Source organism: Cedecea sp. AS113, from assembly GCF_037152415.1.
Taxonomy (GTDB): domain Bacteria; phylum Pseudomonadota; class Gammaproteobacteria; order Enterobacterales; family Enterobacteriaceae; genus Cedecea.
The window spans coordinates 41008-60062 of the sequence record NZ_JBBCMI010000021.1; the positions used below are offsets into that span (position 1 = coordinate 41008).

General features: G+C 57.6%; 20 protein-coding genes. 9 read left to right on the forward strand and 11 right to left on the reverse strand.

Annotated features, from left to right (window positions below; genetic code table 11):
- Positions 1-34 precede the first annotated feature (34 nt).
- Both putA and WFN87_RS20110 read left to right on the forward strand, forming a co-directional pair.
- Positions 35-3997 (forward strand): trifunctional transcriptional regulator/proline dehydrogenase/L-glutamate gamma-semialdehyde dehydrogenase, encoded by a 3963-nt coding sequence (gene putA, locus WFN87_RS20105; protein ID WP_336983843.1) that lies wholly within the window; start codon positions 35-37, stop codon positions 3995-3997.
- Positions 3998-4058: 61 nt separating this feature from the next.
- Positions 4059-4451 carry a lysozyme inhibitor LprI family protein gene (locus WFN87_RS20110; protein WP_336983844.1) on the forward strand — a complete coding sequence of 131 codons (393 nt, stop codon included), beginning with the start codon at positions 4059-4061 and terminating at the stop codon, positions 4449-4451.
- A gap of 6 nt (positions 4452-4457) precedes the next feature.
- Here WFN87_RS20110 and rutR read toward each other — a convergent pair whose 3' ends face one another.
- The 3 genes from rutR to WFN87_RS20125 all read right to left on the reverse strand — a co-directional run bounded on the left by rutR (position 4458) and on the right by WFN87_RS20125 (position 6397).
- Positions 4458-5096 carry an HTH-type transcriptional regulator RutR gene (gene rutR, locus WFN87_RS20115; RefSeq protein WP_008455649.1) on the reverse strand — a complete coding sequence of 213 codons (639 nt, stop codon included), beginning with the start codon at positions 5094-5096 and terminating at the stop codon, positions 4458-4460.
- Positions 5097-5133: 37 nt separating this feature from the next.
- Complete coding sequence (locus tag WFN87_RS20120; RefSeq protein ID WP_008455650.1) at positions 5134-6069, reverse strand: DMT family transporter; 936 nt, start codon at positions 6067-6069, stop codon at positions 5134-5136.
- A gap of 154 nt (positions 6070-6223) precedes the next feature.
- A complete protein-coding gene (locus WFN87_RS20125) occupies positions 6224-6397 on the reverse strand; it encodes a general stress protein (RefSeq protein ID WP_008455651.1) in 174 nt (57 codons plus the stop codon).
- A gap of 377 nt (positions 6398-6774) precedes the next feature.
- On the opposite strand from WFN87_RS20125, the gene wrbA reads away from it, so the two are divergent.
- Both wrbA and WFN87_RS20135 read left to right on the forward strand, forming a co-directional pair.
- Entirely contained in the window at positions 6775-7371 is a 597-nt protein-coding gene (gene wrbA, locus WFN87_RS20130; protein WP_166993692.1) for an NAD(P)H:quinone oxidoreductase, read from the forward strand.
- Positions 7372-7381: 10 nt separating this feature from the next.
- Positions 7382-7609: a YccJ family protein gene (locus tag WFN87_RS20135; protein ID WP_008455653.1), complete on the forward strand. Its 228-nt coding sequence runs from the start codon at positions 7382-7384 to the stop codon at positions 7607-7609.
- A 35-nt stretch (positions 7610-7644) separates the two neighbouring features.
- Here the strand turns inward: WFN87_RS20135 and agp are convergent, their stop codons facing one another.
- Together agp and WFN87_RS20145 are read right to left on the reverse strand one after the other, a co-directional pair.
- Positions 7645-8889: a bifunctional glucose-1-phosphatase/inositol phosphatase gene (gene agp / locus WFN87_RS20140; protein ID WP_336983845.1), complete on the reverse strand. Its 1245-nt coding sequence runs from the start codon at positions 8887-8889 to the stop codon at positions 7645-7647.
- Positions 8890-8984: 95 nt separating this feature from the next.
- The gene (locus tag WFN87_RS20145) at positions 8985-9866 is read right to left on the reverse strand and encodes an HARLDQ motif MBL-fold protein (RefSeq protein WP_336983846.1); all 882 of its coding nucleotides are present in this window, start codon (positions 9864-9866) and stop codon (positions 8985-8987) included.
- Positions 9867-9940: 74 nt separating this feature from the next.
- On the opposite strand from WFN87_RS20145, the gene WFN87_RS20150 reads away from it, so the two are divergent.
- The 4 genes from WFN87_RS20150 to WFN87_RS20165 all read left to right on the forward strand — a co-directional run bounded on the left by WFN87_RS20150 (position 9941) and on the right by WFN87_RS20165 (position 12569).
- Entirely contained in the window at positions 9941-10843 is a 903-nt protein-coding gene (locus WFN87_RS20150) for a LysR family transcriptional regulator (protein ID WP_336709688.1), read from the forward strand.
- A 66-nt stretch (positions 10844-10909) separates the two neighbouring features.
- Positions 10910-11359 carry a winged helix-turn-helix transcriptional regulator gene (locus WFN87_RS20155; protein WP_336983860.1) on the forward strand — a complete coding sequence of 150 codons (450 nt, stop codon included), beginning with the start codon at positions 10910-10912 and terminating at the stop codon, positions 11357-11359.
- A gap of 173 nt (positions 11360-11532) precedes the next feature.
- Positions 11533-12321, forward strand: a complete 789-nt coding sequence (locus WFN87_RS20160; protein WP_336983847.1) for an SDR family NAD(P)-dependent oxidoreductase — start codon at positions 11533-11535, stop codon at positions 12319-12321.
- Between the two features lie 98 nt (positions 12322-12419).
- Positions 12420-12569, forward strand: coding sequence for a hypothetical protein (locus tag WFN87_RS20165; RefSeq protein WP_157141384.1), 150 nt, complete (start codon positions 12420-12422; stop codon positions 12567-12569).
- On the opposite strand, the gene WFN87_RS20170 is transcribed toward WFN87_RS20165, so the two are convergent.
- The 6 genes from WFN87_RS20170 to folE2 are packed head-to-tail and all read right to left on the reverse strand — an operon-like array spanning position 12566 to position 18194.
- Positions 12566-13915, reverse strand: coding sequence for a dihydroorotase (locus WFN87_RS20170; RefSeq protein WP_336983848.1), 1350 nt, complete (start codon positions 13913-13915; stop codon positions 12566-12568). The two genes, WFN87_RS20165 and WFN87_RS20170, sit on opposite strands and share 4 nt — an antisense overlap.
- Positions 13916-13946: 31 nt before the next feature.
- Complete coding sequence (locus WFN87_RS20175) at positions 13947-14945, reverse strand: FecCD family ABC transporter permease (RefSeq protein ID WP_336983849.1); 999 nt, start codon at positions 14943-14945, stop codon at positions 13947-13949.
- Positions 14945-15895, reverse strand: coding sequence for an ABC transporter substrate-binding protein (locus WFN87_RS20180; RefSeq protein WP_336983861.1), 951 nt, complete (start codon positions 15893-15895; stop codon positions 14945-14947). The genes WFN87_RS20175 and WFN87_RS20180 overlap by 1 nt, the downstream gene beginning before the upstream one ends.
- Before the next feature lie 19 nt (positions 15896-15914).
- A complete protein-coding gene (locus WFN87_RS20185; protein WP_008455672.1) occupies positions 15915-16712 on the reverse strand; it encodes an ABC transporter ATP-binding protein in 798 nt (265 codons plus the stop codon).
- Between the two features lie 2 nt (positions 16713-16714).
- Positions 16715-17275 (reverse strand): carbonate dehydratase, encoded by a 561-nt coding sequence (locus WFN87_RS20190; protein ID WP_008455674.1) that lies wholly within the window; start codon positions 17273-17275, stop codon positions 16715-16717.
- Positions 17265-18194, reverse strand: coding sequence for a GTP cyclohydrolase FolE2 (folE2, locus tag WFN87_RS20195; protein ID WP_336983850.1), 930 nt, complete (start codon positions 18192-18194; stop codon positions 17265-17267). Before folE2 ends, WFN87_RS20190 begins: the two co-directional genes overlap by 11 nt.
- A gap of 247 nt (positions 18195-18441) precedes the next feature.
- Here folE2 and WFN87_RS20200 point away from each other — a divergent pair, with 247 nt between their 5' ends.
- Positions 18442-19053: a methylthioribulose 1-phosphate dehydratase gene (locus WFN87_RS20200; protein WP_336817787.1), complete on the forward strand. Its 612-nt coding sequence runs from the start codon at positions 18442-18444 to the stop codon at positions 19051-19053.
- Positions 19054-19055 lie beyond the last annotated feature (2 nt).

Genomic DNA, 19055 nt, shown 5'->3' on the forward strand with positions numbered 1-19055 from the left:
AACCCCGAATCATCATTAACCTGGAGACTGTCGTATGGGCACCACCACGATGGGCGTAAAACTGGATGAAGCGACGCGCGACCGCATTAAAGAAGCCGCCTCACGCATTGACCGCACCCCACACTGGCTGATTAAGCAGGCGATTTTTAATTATCTCGAGCGCCTGGAAAGCAGCGATGAGCTGCCTGAGCTACCAGCCCTGCTGGCCGGGGCGGCCAATGAGAGCGAAGAATCTCCGGTGCAGCCTGAAGAAGTGGCGCAGCCGTTCCTCGATTTTGCCGAGCAGATCCTGCCGCAGTCCGTCAGCCGGGCCGCGATTACCGCCGCGTGGCGTCGCCCTGAAACCGACGCAGTCCCGATGATCCTTGAGCAGGCTCGCCTGGCGCCGGCCATCGCCGAACAAACGCAAAAGCTGGCTTACCAGCTGGCCGACAAGCTGCGCAACCAGAAAACGGCGTCCGGCCGCGCGGGCATGGTTCAGAGCCTGCTGCAGGAGTTCTCCCTGTCTTCCCAGGAAGGCGTGGCGCTGATGTGCCTCGCGGAAGCGCTGCTGCGTATCCCGGATAAAGCCACCCGAGACGCGCTGATCCGCGACAAAATCAGCAACGGGAACTGGCACTCGCACATTGGCCGCAGCCCGTCGCTGTTCGTGAACGCGGCAACCTGGGGCCTGCTGTTTACCGGCCGCCTGGTGTCCACCCATAACGAAGCCAGCCTTTCCCGCTCCCTGAACCGCATCATCAGCAAAAGCGGTGAACCACTGGTGCGTAAAGGCGTGGACATGGCGATGCGCCTGATGGGCGAGCAGTTCGTGACCGGCGAAACCATCGCCGAAGCGCTGGCTAACGCCCGCAAGCTGGAAGAGAAAGGTTTCCGCTACTCCTACGACATGCTGGGCGAAGCTGCGCTCACCGCCGCCGACGCGCAGGCCTATATGGTTTCCTACCAGCAGGCGATTCACGCCATCGGTAAAGCCTCCAACGGCCGCGGGATTTATGAAGGCCCGGGTATCTCCATCAAGCTTTCCGCTCTGCACCCTCGCTACAGCCGTGCGCAGTACGACCGCGTGATGGAAGAGCTGTACCCGCGCCTGAAATCCCTCACGCTGCTGGCTCGCCAGTATGACGTTGGCATTAACATTGACGCCGAAGAGGCAGATCGCCTGGAGATCTCCCTCGATCTGCTGGAAAAACTCTGCTTTGAACCTGAGCTGGCGGGCTGGAACGGCATCGGCTTTGTTATCCAGGCCTACCAAAAGCGCTGCCCGTTTGTGATTGATTACCTGGTTGATCTGGCCACCCGCAGCCGTCGCCGCCTGATGATTCGCCTGGTCAAAGGCGCCTACTGGGACAGCGAAATCAAACGCGCCCAGGTCGACGGTCTGGAAGGTTACCCGGTCTATACCCGCAAGGTGTACACCGACATCTCCTACCTCGCCTGCGCCAAGAAACTGCTGGCCGTGCCGAACCTGATCTATCCGCAGTTTGCGACCCATAACGCCCACACGCTGGCTGCTATCTATAATCTGGCCGGGCAGAACTACTACCCAGGCCAGTACGAGTTCCAGTGCCTGCACGGCATGGGTGAGCCGCTGTATGAGCAGGTGGTGGGGAAAGTCGCAGACGGCAAACTGAACCGCCCTTGCCGCATTTACGCCCCGGTGGGTACGCACGAAACTCTGCTGGCTTACCTGGTGCGTCGCCTGCTGGAAAACGGCGCCAACACCTCTTTCGTCAACCGCATTGCCGACGCCACCCTGCCGCTGGACGAGCTGGTTGCGGACCCGGTGAGCGCGGTGGAAGCCATGGCCGCCAAAGAGGGCCAGCCAGGGTTGCCGCATCCTAAAATCGCCCTGCCGAAAGCGCTTTACGGGGCGGAACGCGCCAACTCCAGCGGCCTTGATTTAGCCAATGAACACCGTCTGGCGTCGCTTTCTTCCGCCCTGCTGAACAGCGCTGCACAGAAATGGCACGCCACACCGGTGCTGGAACAGCCGGTTATTGAAGGTGAATTAACGCCGGTGAAAAACCCGGCCGAGCCAACCGACATTGTGGGCTACACCCGTGAAGCCACGAGCGAAGAGGTTTCCCTCGCCCTTGAGAATGCCGTCAACCACGCGCCAATCTGGTTTGCCACCCCTCCGCAGGAGCGTGCCGCTATTCTCGAACGCGCCGCCGTGATGATGGAAAGCCGCATGCAGCAGCTGATCGGCATCCTTGTGCGTGAAGCGGGTAAAACCTTCAGCAACGCCATTGCCGAAGTGCGTGAGGCCGTGGACTTCCTGCACTATTACGCAGGCCAGGTGCGTGACGATTTCGACAATGAAACGCATCGTCCTCTTGGCCCGGTGGTCTGTATCAGCCCGTGGAACTTCCCGTTGGCTATCTTTACCGGCCAGATTGCCGCCGCGCTTGCCGCCGGGAACAGCGTGCTGGCCAAGCCTGCGGAACAAACTCCACTGATCGCGGCCCAGGGCGTGGCGATCCTGCTTGAAGCAGGCGTACCTGCGGGCGTACTCCAGTTGTTGCCCGGCCGCGGTGAAACCGTCGGGGCGCAGCTCACAGGCGACTCCCGCGTACGCGGAGTGATGTTCACCGGCTCAACTGAAGTCGCGTCTCTGCTGCAGCGCAATATCGCCGACCGCCTCGATCCTCAGGGCCGCCCAACGCCGCTGATTGCGGAAACCGGCGGCCTTAACGCGATGATCGTGGACTCCTCCGCGCTAACCGAACAGGTTGTGGTGGACGTGGTTTCCTCCGCCTTCGACAGCGCCGGGCAGCGCTGCTCCGCCCTGCGCGTACTCTGCCTGCAGGAAGACGTGGCTGACCACACGCTGCAAATGCTTCGTGGTGCCATGGCGGAATGCCGCATGGGTAACCCAGGCCGCCTGACCACCGACATTGGGCCAGTGATTGACGCCGAAGCGCAGCAGAATATTGAGAAGCATATCCAGGCGATGCGCGCCAAAGGCCGCACCGTGTTCCAGGCCGTGCGTGAAAACAGCGTGGACGCGCGCGAATGGCAGTCCGGCACCTTTGTAGCGCCAACCCTTATCGAGCTGGAAAGCTTCGACGAGATGAAGAAAGAAGTGTTCGGCCCGGTGCTGCACGTGGTGCGCTACAGCCGCAACAATCTTGAATCGCTGATTAAGCAGATCAATGCCGCTGGCTATGGTCTGACGCTCGGCGTGCATACCCGAATCGACGAGACGATTGCCCAGGTCACCGGCTCCGCCCACGTCGGCAACATGTACGTTAACCGCAACATGGTCGGCGCCGTGGTTGGCGTTCAGCCCTTCGGCGGCGAAGGCCTGTCCGGTACCGGCCCTAAAGCCGGTGGTCCGCTGTACCTGTACCGCCTGCTGGCGAATCGCCCTGAAAATGCGCTGCAAACCACTTTCAACCGCCACGATGCGGAAACCCCGGTGGATGCCTCCCTGAAGAGCGATCTGCAGGTTGCCCATCAGGCACTGAGCGAGTGGGCGACCAACCGCGAGGAACTGAAAGCCGTTTGCCAGCAGTTTGGTGAACTGGCGCAAAGCGGAACGCTGCGCGTGCTGCCTGGCCCAACCGGAGAGCGCAATACATATGCTCTGCTGCCGCGTGAACGCATTCTTTGCGTCGCCGACGATGAGCGCGATGCGCTAGTACAGTTGGCGGCGGTAACCAGCGTGGGCAGCCGCGTGCTGTGGGCGGATGACAGCCTGCATCGCGACCTGGCGAAGCAGTTGCCTAAAGCCGTGCAGCAGCAGGTTGATTTTGCCAAGCCGGAAGATCTGCTGAAGCAGCCGTTTGAGGCGGTGATTTACCACGGCGACTCCGACCAGCTGCGCAAACTTTGCGAAGCCGTCGCGGCTCGCACCGGGGCGATTGTTTCCGTTCAGGGCTTCGCGCGCGGGGAAAGTAACATCCTGCTTGAGCGTCTCTACGTGGAGCGTTCTCTGAGCGTGAACACCGCTGCCGCGGGCGGCAACGCCAGCCTGATGACAATCGGTTAACAGTCTGTCAGGATACAAAGGCTCTCGTCATGAGAGCCTTTTTTTTGATGAGGACACCAGAATGAAACGCTTGTGTTTACTTGTTGGCGGGCTGCTGCTGAGCGGGGCCGCCCTGGCCGATGGCTGTGATTCCGCCGCCACCCAGGCCGATATGAACCAGTGCTATGCCGCAGAGTATAAAAAGCAGGACGAGCGGCTGAATAAAACCTATAAAGAAGTGATGTCCCGGGCAACCGACAAGCAAAAAGAACTGCTTAAAAAGGCGCAGAACGCGTGGATTGCCTTCCGCGATGCGGACTGTGATTTTATGAGTTCTGGCGCGGAACAAGGTTCGGTCTACCCGATGGTACGTGCCAACTGCCTGGCGGATAAAACGCTGGAACGTACCGAGCTGCTGAAGGGCACGCTGGAGTGCGAAGAGGGCGACGTAAGCTGCGTCCTGCCCCCTAAGTAAGCGCGATTAGCGCACCCGAATGCCCTCAATAATCATCCGCTGCACGTTTTCCACCGTGCGGCGGAAAAAGTCTTCATCCTGCAGCGTATTGCCGGTAACGGCCTCAACCTGGCTGGCAAAATCCGCGTAGTGCTGGGTCGTGGCCCAAAGCATAAAAATAAGGTGATGCGGGTCAACGGCAGCAAGTTTACCGCTGGCTACCCAACCCGCAACGATCGCCGATTTGTCATCCACCAGGGCCTTCAGGTCGCCCGTCAGCTCGCCTTTCAGCAAAGGCGCCCCCTGCAGCATCTCCAGGCAAAACAGCTTCGACGCCTGCGGATAATCCCTTGAAACTTCAAGCTTGAGGCGAATGTATTCCCCAATCGCCACCAGCGGCTGCAAATCTTCCCGAAAGGCACGCAGCGGCGCCAGCCAGATATCCAGGATCTGCTTCAGCACTGCGATGTAGAGCGCTTCTTTGGAAGGGTAGTAATAAAGCAGGTTAGTTTTTGACACTTCGGCCCGCTCGGCAACCTGCTCAAGGCTGGTGCCGTGGATGCCATATTGCGAAAAAAACGCCAGCGCAGCGTCAAGAATGGCCTGTTTTTTGGCGGCGACGGCTTTCGATCGGCGTCCAGGGGTTTTGATGTCGGTGGCGGCCATGCGAGTTCTCCTTTTTTTCGCTGGCCTGAAGTATAGCTCAGACGCCCTCGCCTTCGGTATCTTCCTGCCAGTCGCGCTTCGCGTTTGCCGCTTTCTTGCGCTTGAGCTTCAGTTCGCTAACCAGCACCCCGAGGACGATCAACGCCCCGCCAACCAGCGCAAGCAGCGGGAGGCGCTCGCCCGCCATGCGGCCAAAGATCCCCGCCCAAACCGGCTCGCCGGTATAAATTACCGTGGCTCGTGTCGGCGACACGCTGCGCTGCGCCCAGTTCATCGTCACCTGAATGATGGCGCTGAAAATCCCAAGCCCCAGGGCAATCATCACCAGCCCAGGGCTGAAATGCGGCACGCTTTCCCCGGCAGGGACCATCGCTGCAAACGACACCAGCGAAGCCGTGGCCAGCTGTACTACAGTCACACGTTTGATATCCACTTTCCCCGCCCAGGCGCTGATCAGGATTATCTCAGCGGCAATCGCCACGGCACCGATAAGCGTAATGATTTCCCCGGCCCCCAGCGAAAGGCTGGTGCCTTCCGGCCCGGCAAGAAAAATCAGGCCAACAAAGGCCAGCACGACGCCAATCCAGGACATCAGCCCCGGCATACGGCCAAGGCAAATCCACTGCAGGAGCGGCACAACGGGCACGTACATCGCGGTAATAAAGGCGGATTTGCTGCTGGGAATCGTCTGGAGTCCCCAGGTCTGCATGCTGTAGCCGATGGCAATCGCCACACCGATCAGCCCCCCCGCTTTGATTTCCAGCCAGGTTAACCCGCGCAGAGATTTCAGCGACAGCAGCCCGACGGCAATGGCAGCGGTGGCGAAGCGCAGACCAACAAAGAAAAACGGGTCGCTCATCGTCATGGCGTACTGCACCGCCAGGAATGTGCCGCCCCAGAACATGGTGATGAGGATAAGCAGCGCTTCCTGCGGCTTAACGGAGAATTTATAACGGCTTAATGGCGCAGACATGAGGGAGACCGGAAAAATCAGGGTGAAAGTCGATGTGCTATAGTGCTTCCAGTCACATTTTGTTGCAATGGGAAAATAGAAAACCGCCGGCTAACCGGCGGTCGGGGTATTTCGGCGCAAGCGTTAATTCGCCCTGCGCTTCACAAAGTCACGGCTATTTATTTTTGCTGCCGTGGCTGTTTTTACCCCCTTTTTGACCAGCTTCTGAGGCGCGCTGCGGATCGTTTTTAAAGTTACCGCCGCTGTGCTGGCCACCTTTACGACCTGCTTCTGATGCTCTTTCACGGTCTTCAGCGAAATTACCTGAACCACCACGATGGTTTGCCATTTCTAACCTCCGGATTTAGGACATCATATTGCATTCAATAAAAGAGAACGCTTTTGCCACGCGGCCAGGCGGGCCTGCCGCCAACGTTTCCGCGTGGCTCTAAGCTTAGTGCACCGGCGCGGTCGGGCTTCTGTTCAGACATATCCAGAAACATGCCGGTGAGCTTATCTTTTTATCCTTCCACTGCGGCGCGATAAGCCCCTCTTCTACATGGTCAAAAAACAGCCAGTAAAATGTTAGCTAATGCTACAGGGTCAAAATTTCATCTGCGCTTGTGATGTATCAAGGAAAGGCCATTCAGGTTTGCACTCTGCGCCACAGGTCATATCTTTAAAGGAGTGCAGTAAAACTGCAGTTCAACTGAGGAGTGAAGCAAGATGGCTAAAGTACTGGTGCTTTATTATTCAATGTATGGACACATCGAAACTATGGCTAAAGCCGTGGCGGAAGGTGCACAGAAAGTCGATGGGGCGGAAGTGACGATAAAGCGCGTGCCCGAAACCATGTCCCCGGAAGTCTTTGCTAAAGCCGGGGGCAAAACCCACACCGCGCCGGTCGCTACGCCGCAGGAGCTGGCCGACTACGACGCTATCATCTTCGGTACCCCTACCCGCTTCGGCAATATGGCCGGCCAGATGCGCACCTTCCTCGATCAAACGGGCGGCCTTTGGGCTTCCGGCGCGCTTTACGGCAAACTGGGCAGCGTATTCAGCTCTACCGGCACCGGCGGCGGCCAGGAGCAGACCATCACCTCCACCTGGACCACGCTCGCCCACCACGGGATGGTGATTGTGCCTATCGGCTATGCGGCACAGGAGCTGTTTGATGTTTCTCAGGTTCGCGGCGGCACGCCTTACGGCGCAACAACCATTGCCGGCGGCGACGGCTCACGCCAGCCAAGTCAGGAAGAACTGGCGATCGCCCGCTATCAGGGAGAGCACGTCGCAGGCCTGGCGGTTAAACTGAAAGGTTAACGGAGGAGTGATGACCACATCTCAGGCAAAAGCCCACCACGTTGGCGAGTGGGCGAGTCTTCGCAACACCTCACCAGAAATTGCAGAAGCCATTTTTGAGCTGGCGAAGTATGACGAAAAGCTGGCCGAAAAAATTTGGGAAGAAGGGAGCGATGAAGTCCTGCCGCTCGCCTTTGCTAAAACCGATAAGGACTCGCTCTTCTGGGGCGAACAGACCATCGAGCGCAAAAACGTTTAATCCTTCTGCTGCCCCCTTTCGGGGGCAGCCTCTTCTTACTTCACGGCTTCATTCAGCACTTCGCTAAACTTATCCCATGAGCAGTAGCCGTTGGTGTCCGTCGGGCAGCCTTCCAGCTCCAGCGTCACACGTTTTGGCGGCTGCTTCAGGGTTAACACATCGCCATTGCGCAGCTGCTCGGCGCTCTGGTAAACGTATTCCACTTTCAGCAGGTCGCGGTTGTTGGTCTTATCATGCCAGCGCTGGAACAGAATATTGCCGCCAATCGGGGTACGCTCATACTGCCCCGGCAGCTGATAAGGCTTGAACTGCAGCGCGGTCAGCAGCGACGCAATGTTCGAATCATGCCCCACCATCAGCGTCACTTTCGGCCCTGAAGCGGCTGCTTTGGACGTTAACGCGTTCTGAATGTATTTCACCAGCAGAGCCGCGACGTTGCGGGCCACTTCCGGGGAAGTAAACAGCGTGTCCTGATAGCTATTTTTGAGCTGGGAAAGCACGCGCCACTGTTCCGCCGTTTTGATTTTTCCCCACGCGACCTGGTCCAACGGGAAACCTTCGTAATATTGCAGCGTGAACGCATCGACCAGGGCATTGCCCACCTTCAGGGAACCGTTAACGCCCGGCTCCTGAGTCGCATTGGCGCTAAAGACGTCTTTTGGCCCGTTCAGCTCACATAGCTGCTTCTCTTTGCAGGTTGGCGAGTTTTTATAGCCGACAATGTGCTCCAGCAGTTTATAGCTGTCGGCCAGCTTGTATTCAGTGCGCTGTTTTTCCATCGCCTGAACGGCTTTGGCTTTAAACTCCGGCGAGTCGTTGGTGATCACCGGGTTGAACACCGGGTCCATGGTGCCCATTTTTTCCTGGTGATGTACCGGCACATCGCAGCCAGGGAAAGCCCCGGTAATGAAGAATTGCGCGGTAGCGACGGTGCGCTGAAGGCTGTTGGCATAGGCATAAACGCTTTCCGGCGCCGGGCATTCGCCGCTGGTTACCAGATTCTGGCTCGCCAGCCATTCACGCATGTAATGCCCCATATAGACTTCCAGCACCCCGCCTTTGGTGGTGAGCTGCCCGCCCGGCACATCCCACTCCGGCCATGCCTGCGCGGTAGACTGCTCAAGCACGCTGCCGTTGTTGGCCAGCGGCGCGCGCAGGTTATGACGGCTCATCAGCAAAACCTGCTGCAGCTGGTAGCCGTCCGGCACGGTGTCCGCTTTCGCCAGGCCTGGGGCAAGACAGGCGGCGGCCAGCAATGAGGCAACAATTTTTTTCTTCATTACTTATTCCTCAGGGAGTGATTAATAAAATGTGAAGAATATATTGTGACAGAAAAATGACAGCCGACCTGCCTGGCGGATCGCAAAAAGCCCTATTATTCCGTTTGTTGTTTCAGCTGCGCTTCAAAGCGCTGGCGAGAGAGATCCACATAGCGTTGTAACCCGTCTCTGTCGATAAAGGCGTTGCTATCTCCGGCGGCAAGCCGGGCCTGTTTCTCCGCCAGACCAAAGCGTTCCCCTTTGTTCGCCACAAAAATGTCCGCTTTTTGTGCCGCGAGCGTGGCAAAACTGTGGCGGATGTCGTTCACCAGCGTCGGGTAATTCTTGTTCGCCACCAGATAATAGTCCGGCGTGGCGAGACTGTCGGCGTAAATAAGCGTGTACCCACCTGGCAGCGCAAACAGCCATGACGTGCTGCCCGGCAGATGCCCCGGTGTCAGCAGCGCTGTCGCGGTTACGCCGCCCAGCTTTAGCGTCTCGTGGTCATGAATGATTTTATCCGTGGTGACCGGTGGAAAGGGCAGCGCGTCTCCCAGCGCAAAATCCTCTTTGCCTCCCCGCGCCATTTGGTCAGCATTCTCCCTGCTGGCAACCAGCTTTGCCCCGCTCCACTTTTTCAGTTTGGCAATGCCCCCGGCCTGATCGAGCCGGGCATGGCTGTTGAGGATGAACCGCACGTCGCGAATGTCGAATCCCAAAGAAGCAATATTCTCTTTGATGCCCCTGGCGCTTGCGTCCAGCGCACCGTCGACGAGAATATGCCCCTCAGGCGTGGTAATCAGAATGGACGAGAGATTTTCGGTGCCGACATACCAGACGTCCGCTGCCATACGGAACGGTTTGACCGGTTTGGCCCAGCCTTCAAAAAGCGAATAAGGCGGCGCGGCAGACAGCGGTTGGGTTGGATTTAATGCCGCAGAACTGCCGGCAGAGAAGACTGAAATCATGCAGGTAAATAACAGACTATAACGGTTCACAGGTGGCTCCTTTTGGTCAGGAGGCGCAGTATACTGCCGGGCAATTTAGTCCGATGCAATTGAGAAATGATGGCGTGAATATCCTGCAATTAGACATGAATCTGCTGAAGGTGCTGTACGTGATGTTAACCACCGGCTCGACCAGCCGAACGGCGCAAAAGCTGGCGCTTAGCCCGTCCGCCGTCAGCCATGCTCTCGCCCGCCTGCGTGATGCCCTGGGCGATCCGCTTTTTCGTCGGGAAGGCAATGCCCAGGTGCCCACATCTTTCGCACTCGGTATTAAAGAACGCCTGATCCCGCTCTTCGTGTCCCTGAATGAAGAATTATTTGGCGAAGAGCATGCGGAGGAGCGCCGATTTCGTCTGGTTCTGCCCCCGGCGCTGAATGTGTTGCTCACGCCGGAACTCGCCCGCAAAGGGCATCAGGCTGGGGCCATTATTGAATGCCTGACGTTTGAACGGCGTGCGTGGCGTGATGAGCTGCTGGAGGGACGAATAGATTTGTTGATTGCGATTGGCGATCATCAAAAACGCGTCAGTGCCCTGCATTATGAGCGCGTAGGCAGCACGCGCCTGATTGCTGTTTTCGGCGAACCACTGTCCTCCAGACTTAACGGGCGTGAAACTCTGACCTTTGACGAACTGCCGCAGTTTGATCATTTCTATTGTCACCCCTGGCCACAGGGCATTAACGAGCTCGATCGCCAGCAGGCACGTGCCGGGCTCGAACGCCGCCTGGCCTTTACCTGTAGCGACTACGGACAGCTCGCTCCCGCCCTGCGCAATGCCCCGCTGATGGCTATCGTGCCGGCCCCATGGTTTGATACCCTGAATAACAAAGCCCAGCTTTTTACGCTGCCGCTGTCCGGCGACCAGGCTATTGGTAGCCTGTTTTTGCAGTACCGGACCTCCACCGTGGAATGGAAACAGCGTCTGATAGACAGCCTGCGCCGTACGCTGGCCGCCTGGTATCATTGAAATTACCGCTCAGCCTCTCATACAAAAAGTTTTATAATAGAACCCGGCAAACCCATCGGAGGAATGATGAAACGTAAGAGCCTTGAAGACAGCGTCTGTTCGGTTGCCCGCACGCTGGACGTGATCGGCGACTGGTGGTCGTTGCTGATCGTGCGCGATGCGCTGAACGGCCTGTCTCGCTTCGGTGAGTTCCAAAAAAACCTCGGCATCGCCAAAAATATGCTGACCGTTCGCCTGAAACAGCTCGTCGATAACGGTATTTTTGAGCTTCGCCCGGCGTCGGACGGCAGCGCCTGGCACGAGTACGTGCTGACGGAAAAAGGCCGGGCGCTGCAGACCGTTTTAGCAGCCCTCTCACAGTGGGGCTGCGAAAACCTCTACGCCAAAGATGAGACACGCAGCGTCCTCGTCGACAGCCAGCAGCATCGTCCTATCCGCAAGCTAACCTTACAGGCCGAAGATGGTCGTGAGCTAAAACCGGACGAAATAATCACTCAGGCACGTTCCTCCTCCTGACCAATAAGCATCTGTTATTCAGGTGCTTATTAATATTCCCTTTAGCAATTCCTGCGCATAACGAAAAAACAGCCCTCATATTGGTTGCATAATAAAACCAACAAATCTACACTCACCTAACAGTTTCATTATGAAACCACATTAACGTTACTCTCCTTCATGTGAGGTGTTTTATGGCTAACTCTCGTTCTATTGCGGTCATTACCGGCGCATCTTCCGGTATTGGTGCGGTTTATGCCGATCGTTTTGCGGCCCGAGGTTTTGATCTGCTGCTGGTTGCCCGGCGCGAAGATCGCCTGCGCGATCTGGCCGCGAAGCTTGAAGCCCGCCACGGCATAACCGTGACCACGCTAAAAGCCGATCTGGTTAACGACCAGGACATTGCCGCCGTTGAGGAGGCCCTGAAAGATCCGCGCATCAGCGTGCTGGTTAACAACGCGGGCACCGCCCACAGCGCAGCGTTTACCGCCGCCAGCGTGGAACAACATCAGGCGCTTATCACGCTGAACATCACGGCGTTAACTCGCCTGAGCCATGCCGCCCTGCTTAATTTCCAGCAAAAGAACAGCGGCACGCTGATCAATATCTCGTCGATTCTGGCAGTACAGAGCTGGGTGGGCAGCGCGGTATACAGCGGCACAAAGGGCTATGTATTGAACCTGACGAAAGTTCTGCAGGCCGAAGCTGCCGGCACCGGCATTCGTATTCAGGCGGTGCTGCCCGCGGCTACAGCAACCGAAATTTGGGATCGTGCGGGCGTGTCGGTGGACTCATTGCCTGAAGGTGCGGTCATGAAAGTGCATGATTTGGTGGATTCCGCCCTGGCCGGACTGGACAGCGGGGAAGCTGTCACCATCCCGCCATTGCACGATCTCAGCCTGTGGGAAACCTACGCCACTACGGCGCAGGCGATGTTTGATGCGGCAGGCGTAGGGCAGCCAGCGCCTCGCTACGCCCGCTAATTTTCCCGGGCAGATGTCGCCGGCATCTGCCCATCATTTACTGACAGGCCGCCATGTCTCGCTATAATGAGGCAAATTCCTGCCAATATGATGCTGTGATGAAACTGTTTTACTATTCAGCCGCAGGCATGGTTGCTGCGCTGATTGTCCTCTGGGGAGCGCTGATTGTGGACAGCGCCAATATCCTGCAACAAATGTCCGAGCTGATGCACTACATCGAAGATTTGTTCAAACCTCGCGAACGCTAGCGGTTAAACGCCAGCGCCTGGCCGTAAATCCCCTCGGCAACTGACTCGCCGTCCCAGACGAGGTGCCCGTTCACCAGCGTGCTTTCAACCACGCCGCCCTGCAAGGTGTGCCCTTCGAAGGGTGACCAGCCGCATTTGTAGGCAACATTACTGCCCTCAATGCTGGCGCGTTTCCAGGGGTTGATCACCGCCAGATCGGCCCAGTAACCTTCCCGGATATAGCCGCGATCCTTAATCTGAAAACGTTCGGCTACCGCGTGGCTGGTTTTTCTGACGATAAGTTCAGGCGTGAAAATCCCTCTGGCACACATATCCAGCAGCGCGGGCAGCGCGTGCTGCACCAGCGGCAATCCCGACGGAGCCGAGAAATAATCATGCTGCTTTTCCGCCAGCAAGTGCGGCGCATGGTCGGTCGCAATAATATCAATCACACCAGTCTTAACTGCCTGCCATAGCGCCCGCTGGTGTTCCTGGCCCTTCACCGACGGGTTGCACTTCAGCCTGTGCCCCAGCGCCGCGTAATCATCCTGATTAAAATAGAGGTGATGGATACAGGCTTCCGCCGTGATTGTTTTTCTGCGTAAGGCTTCAAGCGTGGGCGCGGGCTCAAACAACGCCAGCTCATCGGCCGTGGTGATATGCAGCACATGCAGCCGCGTGCCGTGCTTTTTCGCCAGCGCGACCGCCCGGGAAGATGAAAGCAGGCAGGCCTCAACCGAGCGAATAGCTGCGTGTTCTGCGGCCGGGATCTGCTCCCCATATCGCTCTCGCCACAGCGCCTCATTACGTTTGATAGTCGGCGTATCTTCGCAATGCGTGGCCACCAGCCCCGGCGCATGCTGGAAAATAGCCTCCAGAATGCGTTCGTCATCCACCAGCATGTTGCCGGTGGAGGCACCCATAAACACTTTTACGCCGCAGGCGGCATCGTCTGGCAGCGCCTTAAGTTCTTCCAGATTGTCGTTGGTGGCACCGAAATAGAAACTGTAATTGGCCAGCGAACACTCGGCGGCTCGTTGAAATTTACCTTCCAGCGCCAGTCTGGTGGTGGTTGGCGGCGAAACGTTGGGCATTTCCATATAGCTGGTGATCCCGCCCATCACCGCCGCGCGTGACTCGCTGGCAATCGTGCCCTTATGCATCAACCCCGGTTCACGAAAATGTACCTGATCGTCTATCATGCCCGGCAGCAGCCACTTCCCGGCAAGATCGCGCACATTCCACGTGGCGCGAGCCGGGATCGCAGCGGCTATTTTTTCAATTCGCCCGTCCACGATGAGCAGATCGCCCTGGTAACGCCGATCCTCATTCATCATCAGCGCGTTGGTCAGTAACAGAGGTTTCATTAGTCGTTTTCTCCGGCTTAAAAAGGCTGCGCTAGCGTCGGGCAACCATCACAACAATAAACAGCCCGCCAATTCCGGCGGTAATAATGCCGATGGGCAGCTCCTGCGGCGCAACCAGCACCCGGCTGACCAAATCGCCGCCGCACAACAAACAGGCCCCGACAAGGGCACACAAAGGCAGCAGCCTGGCGTGCTTAATGGCGGAAAAATGGCGGCAAAGATGCGGCACCATCAGCCCGACAAAGCCAATCACGCCGGTCAGCGATACAAAAATGGCGGTCGAAAAAGCGCAGCAAAGAAAAATTTCGGTGCGCAGGCGGGTCACGTTAATGCCCAGCGAAAATGCGGTGCGATCCCCCGCGAGCAATCCATCCAGCGATCGCCATCTCAACAGGCAAAATGTGGCCAGCAGCAGCAAACCGCCCAGCGCAAATCCCAGGTTATCCCATCGCGCCAACCCCAGGCCGCCGAGCGACCAGAATAAAACCGAGCTGGCCGTACGCTGGTCACCGGCGAATATCAGGTAGCTGGTTAACGCCCCGAACAAGAAAGAGATCGCCAGCCCGCAAATAATCAGCGTTTCGGCACCCCGTTCGCGTTTGAGCTGGAATAAAGACAGCACCGCAACCGAAGAAAGCAGCCCGCCGCCAAAAGCGGCCGCCGGTAGCGTCCAGACGCCGAAGAAGTCGCCGAAGCGGGTAAAAACCAGCACCGCTCCGGCAGACGCGCCCGAAGAAAGCCCGAACAAAAAAGGGTCCGCCAGCTCATTGCGCGTGGCCGTTTGCAGCAGCGTGCCCACCACCGCCAGCCCCGCGCCGGTCATCAGGGCGAGAAGCGTTCTGGGCAGCCGGATGTCCAGCACGATCCCACGAATCATCGGTGAAATGTCCGTTGCCGTCGGTTGCAGCGCGTTTACCACCTGATTCAGGCTGAGCCGGACCGAGCCTTCCGCTAAGCTAAGCACCGCAAACAATATGACGAGAAACCCCGCCAGGCATGCGGCCCGGCGGTAACGCCAGGCTAAAACCATCACTGTGCCGCGAACAGAACGCGAGCGAGCTTCTCAACCGCGGCGATATTTGCCGGGCCGGGCGTCAACTCGGCGTACTGCAGCTTAAGATATCGATGCTGTTTCACCGCCGGGGTGAGCTTCATCAGCGGGTGGCGCTCAAGGAACTGGCGGAGCGAATCAGCGCCCCCGCCGGTCTGGTAATCCAGCAGAATGATGACATCCGGCTCGGCCGACGCAACATTTTCCCAGGAGGTTGTCCCCCAGCTGGTGTCCAGCCCTTCCATGGCGTTTTTACCGCCAGCGGCCTCGATAATGGCCTGCGGCATGGCGTATTTTCCGCTGGTAAACGGTTTGTCTTCCCCGGAGTCATACACAAAGACTTTCAGTGGCCTTGCGCCCGGTAGTGCTTTGGGGAGGGCCGCCAGCCGCGCTCTCCAGCCGTCAACCAGCTTCTGAGCAACCTCCGCCTTACCAAAAATTTTGCCAAGCGTAAGCTCATCGTTATAAAGCAGATCCAGGGTCGCCTTGGTTTTGCTTTCCCCGGAAATCGCGCAGCTTTCGCTGAGCACAAAGGTTTTGATGCCGTATTTGGCAAGACTTTGAGGTGTAACGTCGCCCCCCACTTTCATGCCGTAATTCCAGCCCGCGAAAAAGAAATCTGGCTCGGCGGCCAGCAGCGTTTCAAGCGAGGGGTATTTGGGCGCAAGCTCAGGGATCGTCCCCATTTGTCGCTTAAATTCGGGCGTCATTTTGTACCAGCCGGAGATGCCGGTCAGACCCACAATCTGCGGCTGTAAATCCAGAGCAAAAGCCATCTCCGACATGTTCAGGTCGTTGATTACCGCCCGCTTTGGTGCTGCGGTAAAGACAATGGGTTTACCGCAGCTCTCAATGGTCACCGGGAAGCCGGAGGCAAAGGCAGTAAAGGAGGTAAAGGCCAGCCAGAAGCCGGTAGCGATTTTTAACATCATAGCGATCCCTGAAAATTTACCGTGGGCGCGAAGGTTCAAAAAAACGGACTCGTCTGCCTTGCTGGCCTGGATGGTCAACGGTAAAGCTGTCGAGGCCGAAAATGGGGCGAAGTGTTTCGGTATTCAGCGCGGCGTCGGGCACGTTAAAAGCCTGCTGTTGCCCCGCCGACAAAATAAGGACCTTGTCAGCAAACCCTTCGATTAAGTTGAGATCGTGCAGGACGGCGATAACCGTTGTGCCGCGAGCTTTCACCAGCGCTAACAGTTCTTCCCGTGCCGCCAGGTCCAGATGATTAGTCGGCTCATCCAGTAACAGCAACCGGGAGGTTTGCGCCAGCGTTCGCGCCAGAATTGCCCGCTGCCTTTCCCCGCCGGACAGACAGGCCAGCGATTTATGCCGCATCCCGAGCACACCAACCTCTTTCATCGCCCCACACACAATGCAGCGATGTTCTGGCTCCGGCATATCACGGGCAAACGGGAGCCGGCCTAACGCGACATAATCCTCAATGGAGAGACGCAAATCGGGGAGATCGTTTTGCGACATGACCGCCACGAGCTTCGCCCGCAGCTGCGGGTTGAGCTTATTTAAGGGGCGGCCCGCCAGCGTTATTTCCCCCTCGGCCTTTAGTTCCTGGCTCAGCGCCCGCAGCAGCGACGTTTTGCCGCTGCCGTTTGGCCCAATCACGCTGAGCCGCTCACCTTTTCTCAGGTGAAAATTAATCGCCACCGGCCAGGCTGCGCCCTGCGGACGGGCAATCGCCCGCAGGGAAACGCTTAACTCGGCTGCTGGTTCTCCGGGGGAAAAAGGCATGCTCAGAACTCGTTGCGCAGCAGTTGGTAACCTTCCACCAGCTTGACGTTGGTGTTGGCCACCTCTTCAGAAAACTGCACCGAAGCGGGGTCAACCCGTGAATAGTGGCTTAAATCAGAGTCAGGCCCCACGCGCTCGGTGGACGGAATATACGTTTGCTTCGGCAGTGTCACCCCATCAACCACCGCGTTGTAGCGAATGACGCAGCCGGTTTGTACGTGGCAGTTAAAAAGTACGCTGTTAAAGCCGATAAACACCCGCTCGTCGACCCGGCAAGGGCCGTGCACAATCGCCCGGTGCGCAATCGACGTACCGCTGCCAATGGTCACCGGCGCCCCGCTTTTCGAGTGAATAACCACGCCATCCTGAATATTCGAATGGGAATGGATCACGATAGGATCCATGTCGCCTTCGGCGTTCAGCTCATCGGCGCGGATCACCGCGTAAGGCCCGACATAAACATAGTCATGAATAATGACCCGGCCACAAATCACCGCCGTGGGATCGATGTACGCTTTGGGAGAGACCTGTGGCAGATGGCCTGAAGGGTTTTTACGCAGCATGGTGATTTCCTGTCCAGTGAATACGGGCCACCGCGTTGTGCGCATGGAGGCTTTCCTGATGCTCAACGCGAAGGCTAAAAGCGGTGCTAAAAGGCGCGTCCTGCATCGCCTTGTTCAGGCGGCGAGCGGCGTCTTCGCAAAACATCAAATTTTGGCCATTGGCCAGGGCGAAGGCCTGCTCGTCGCTACGCTTAACCACCGTTTGCACCGCCGTGCCAAGCGCAGCCTCGCAGCGGTCGATAAGTTCCTCGAAAGGCAACGTAGCAACATCCGGCTTCAGCTGGCAGCTAACCCACGCCCAGCTTCTCTGGCTGTGGGGCGTGCCCGGCATGCCCTTCTCGCCCAGCCAGGCCAGCATTTCTTCGACGGACACCCCCTCCTTTCGCGAGCCAAAGTCCGGCTGAAACTGCTGCTGCGCGAGATTGCGACTCAGCGCCGCCGAGGCCGGACAGGTAGATGAATACGGGATCCCCACCCGAAGCGTGACGGCAAAACCTTCCCCACGCTCCGCCAGGATGCGGATGGGGTAAGCCTTCCAGCCAAAGTGGTTTGAGGTTAAAGATTTGCGGGACAGCAGCAGTTCGCCGGTGATTTCCACGCTGGCGCGGTCGCTGCTGCGCTGGTGCGAAACCAAAAATTCTCCCAGTAAACGGCGCAGTACCGCCGGCGTAATTTCGCCCTGGGTTAGCTCGTCAAGCAGCAGATAGATCCGGGACATATGAATGCCCTTTTCCGCTTCCGGGGAACGGAGAAGATTGATCCCGGCGTTGACTTTCGCCGTCAGCGGGCGCCCCGCGACCTCCACCGGAAGGTCGATTTGTTCCATGCCAACCCAGGACAGGGCCATGTCGAAATCGTGGCTTCTGAGTGACTGAATATCAGGCAGCATTTTGGGGCATAACATTGGAGTGACCGTCATATTGCACATCGTCTTACTGTGATTTTGTTACGTTATAACATAACAAAACTCATTTGTGCAAAGCGACGTTTTGCCGTAAAGCGAATCCGCCCGATCACAGAAGAAAATTCGGTGTAAAACCGCTGATTGGCTCGATATATCTTATCACCCGGCAAGTGTTGCCAGATTGTTCACACAATGATAGCATCATGTAAACAGCCATTTAGACGGCTAGACAGTTAAACTAAAAAGCATTGAGGAATACCGTATGTGGCAAGAAAGGCTCGCGCAGTTGGTCAGCACCTGTCATTGGATTGGCGCTAAAGGCTGGGCTCCGGCGACCGGCGGCAATATGTCCATTCGCCAGGATGCCGAGTGGTGCTGGCTGAGCGAATCCGGGCGCGACAAAGGCAGCCTGACCAGCGAGGATTTCCTGCAGGTAGACATTGCCACGAATCAGGCGCCGTCGGGGCGTAAACCCTCCGCCGAAACCGGACTGCACACGCTGGTTTATCGCCTTTTCCCGGAAGCAAACGTCGTGCTGCACGTCCACACCGTGAATGCCACCGTGCTGTCGCGGATTGAAAAAGGCCCGGCGTTGAACATCAGCGGCTATGAAATGCAAAAAACCCTGACCGGCCAGCAGACGCACCTCGACACGGTGCCAATTGCTATCTTCGATAACGATCAGGACATCGATGCGCTGGCAAAACGCATTGAACGGCATGCCGAACAGGCTCCCCTGAAATACGGTTTCCTGCTGCGTGGCCACGGCCTGACCTGCTGGGGCAAAGACGTCGCCGAAGCACGTCGTCAGCTTGAAGGGCTTGAATTCCTGTTCGAATGCGAAATGCAGCGCCGCCTGTACGAGCGCGATTAATC

Excerpts from the sequence above, each read along its gene's own strand:
- WFN87_RS20170 (WP_336983848.1), bottom strand. The coding sequence starts at position 13,915 with ATGAAACCTCTGTTACTGACCAACGCGCTGATGATGAATGAGGATCGG.
- WFN87_RS20190 (WP_008455674.1), bottom strand. The coding sequence starts at position 17,275 with ATGCTGCGTAAAAACCCTTCAGGCCATCTGCCACAGGTCTCTCCCAAA.
- rutR (WP_008455649.1), bottom strand. The coding sequence starts at position 5,096 with ATGGCCGCCACCGACATCAAAACCCCTGGACGCCGATCGAAAGCCGTC.
- agp (WP_336983845.1), bottom strand. The coding sequence starts at position 8,889 with ATGAAGAAAAAAATTGTTGCCTCATTGCTGGCCGCCGCCTGTCTTGCC.
- wrbA (WP_166993692.1), top strand. The coding sequence starts at position 6,775 with ATGGCTAAAGTACTGGTGCTTTATTATTCAATGTATGGACACATCGAA.
- WFN87_RS20110 (WP_336983844.1), top strand. The coding sequence starts at position 4,059 with ATGAAACGCTTGTGTTTACTTGTTGGCGGGCTGCTGCTGAGCGGGGCC.
- WFN87_RS20175 (WP_336983849.1), bottom strand. The coding sequence starts at position 14,945 with ATGGTTTTAGCCTGGCGTTACCGCCGGGCCGCATGCCTGGCGGGGTTT.
- WFN87_RS20180 (WP_336983861.1), bottom strand. The coding sequence starts at position 15,895 with ATGTTAAAAATCGCTACCGGCTTCTGGCTGGCCTTTACCTCCTTTACT.
- WFN87_RS20155 (WP_336983860.1), top strand. The coding sequence starts at position 10,910 with ATGAAACGTAAGAGCCTTGAAGACAGCGTCTGTTCGGTTGCCCGCACG.
- WFN87_RS20120 (WP_008455650.1), bottom strand. The coding sequence starts at position 6,069 with ATGTCTGCGCCATTAAGCCGTTATAAATTCTCCGTTAAGCCGCAGGAA.
- folE2 (WP_336983850.1), bottom strand. The coding sequence starts at position 18,194 with ATGACGGTCACTCCAATGTTATGCCCCAAAATGCTGCCTGATATTCAG.
- WFN87_RS20160 (WP_336983847.1), top strand. The coding sequence starts at position 11,533 with ATGGCTAACTCTCGTTCTATTGCGGTCATTACCGGCGCATCTTCCGGT.
- WFN87_RS20135 (WP_008455653.1), top strand. The coding sequence starts at position 7,382 with ATGACCACATCTCAGGCAAAAGCCCACCACGTTGGCGAGTGGGCGAGT.
- WFN87_RS20165 (WP_157141384.1), top strand. The coding sequence starts at position 12,420 with ATGAAACTGTTTTACTATTCAGCCGCAGGCATGGTTGCTGCGCTGATT.
- WFN87_RS20125 (WP_008455651.1), bottom strand. The coding sequence starts at position 6,397 with ATGGCAAACCATCGTGGTGGTTCAGGTAATTTCGCTGAAGACCGTGAA.
- WFN87_RS20185 (WP_008455672.1), bottom strand. The coding sequence starts at position 16,712 with ATGCCTTTTTCCCCCGGAGAACCAGCAGCCGAGTTAAGCGTTTCCCTG.
- WFN87_RS20200 (WP_336817787.1), top strand. The coding sequence starts at position 18,442 with ATGTGGCAAGAAAGGCTCGCGCAGTTGGTCAGCACCTGTCATTGGATT.
- putA (WP_336983843.1), top strand. The coding sequence starts at position 35 with ATGGGCACCACCACGATGGGCGTAAAACTGGATGAAGCGACGCGCGAC.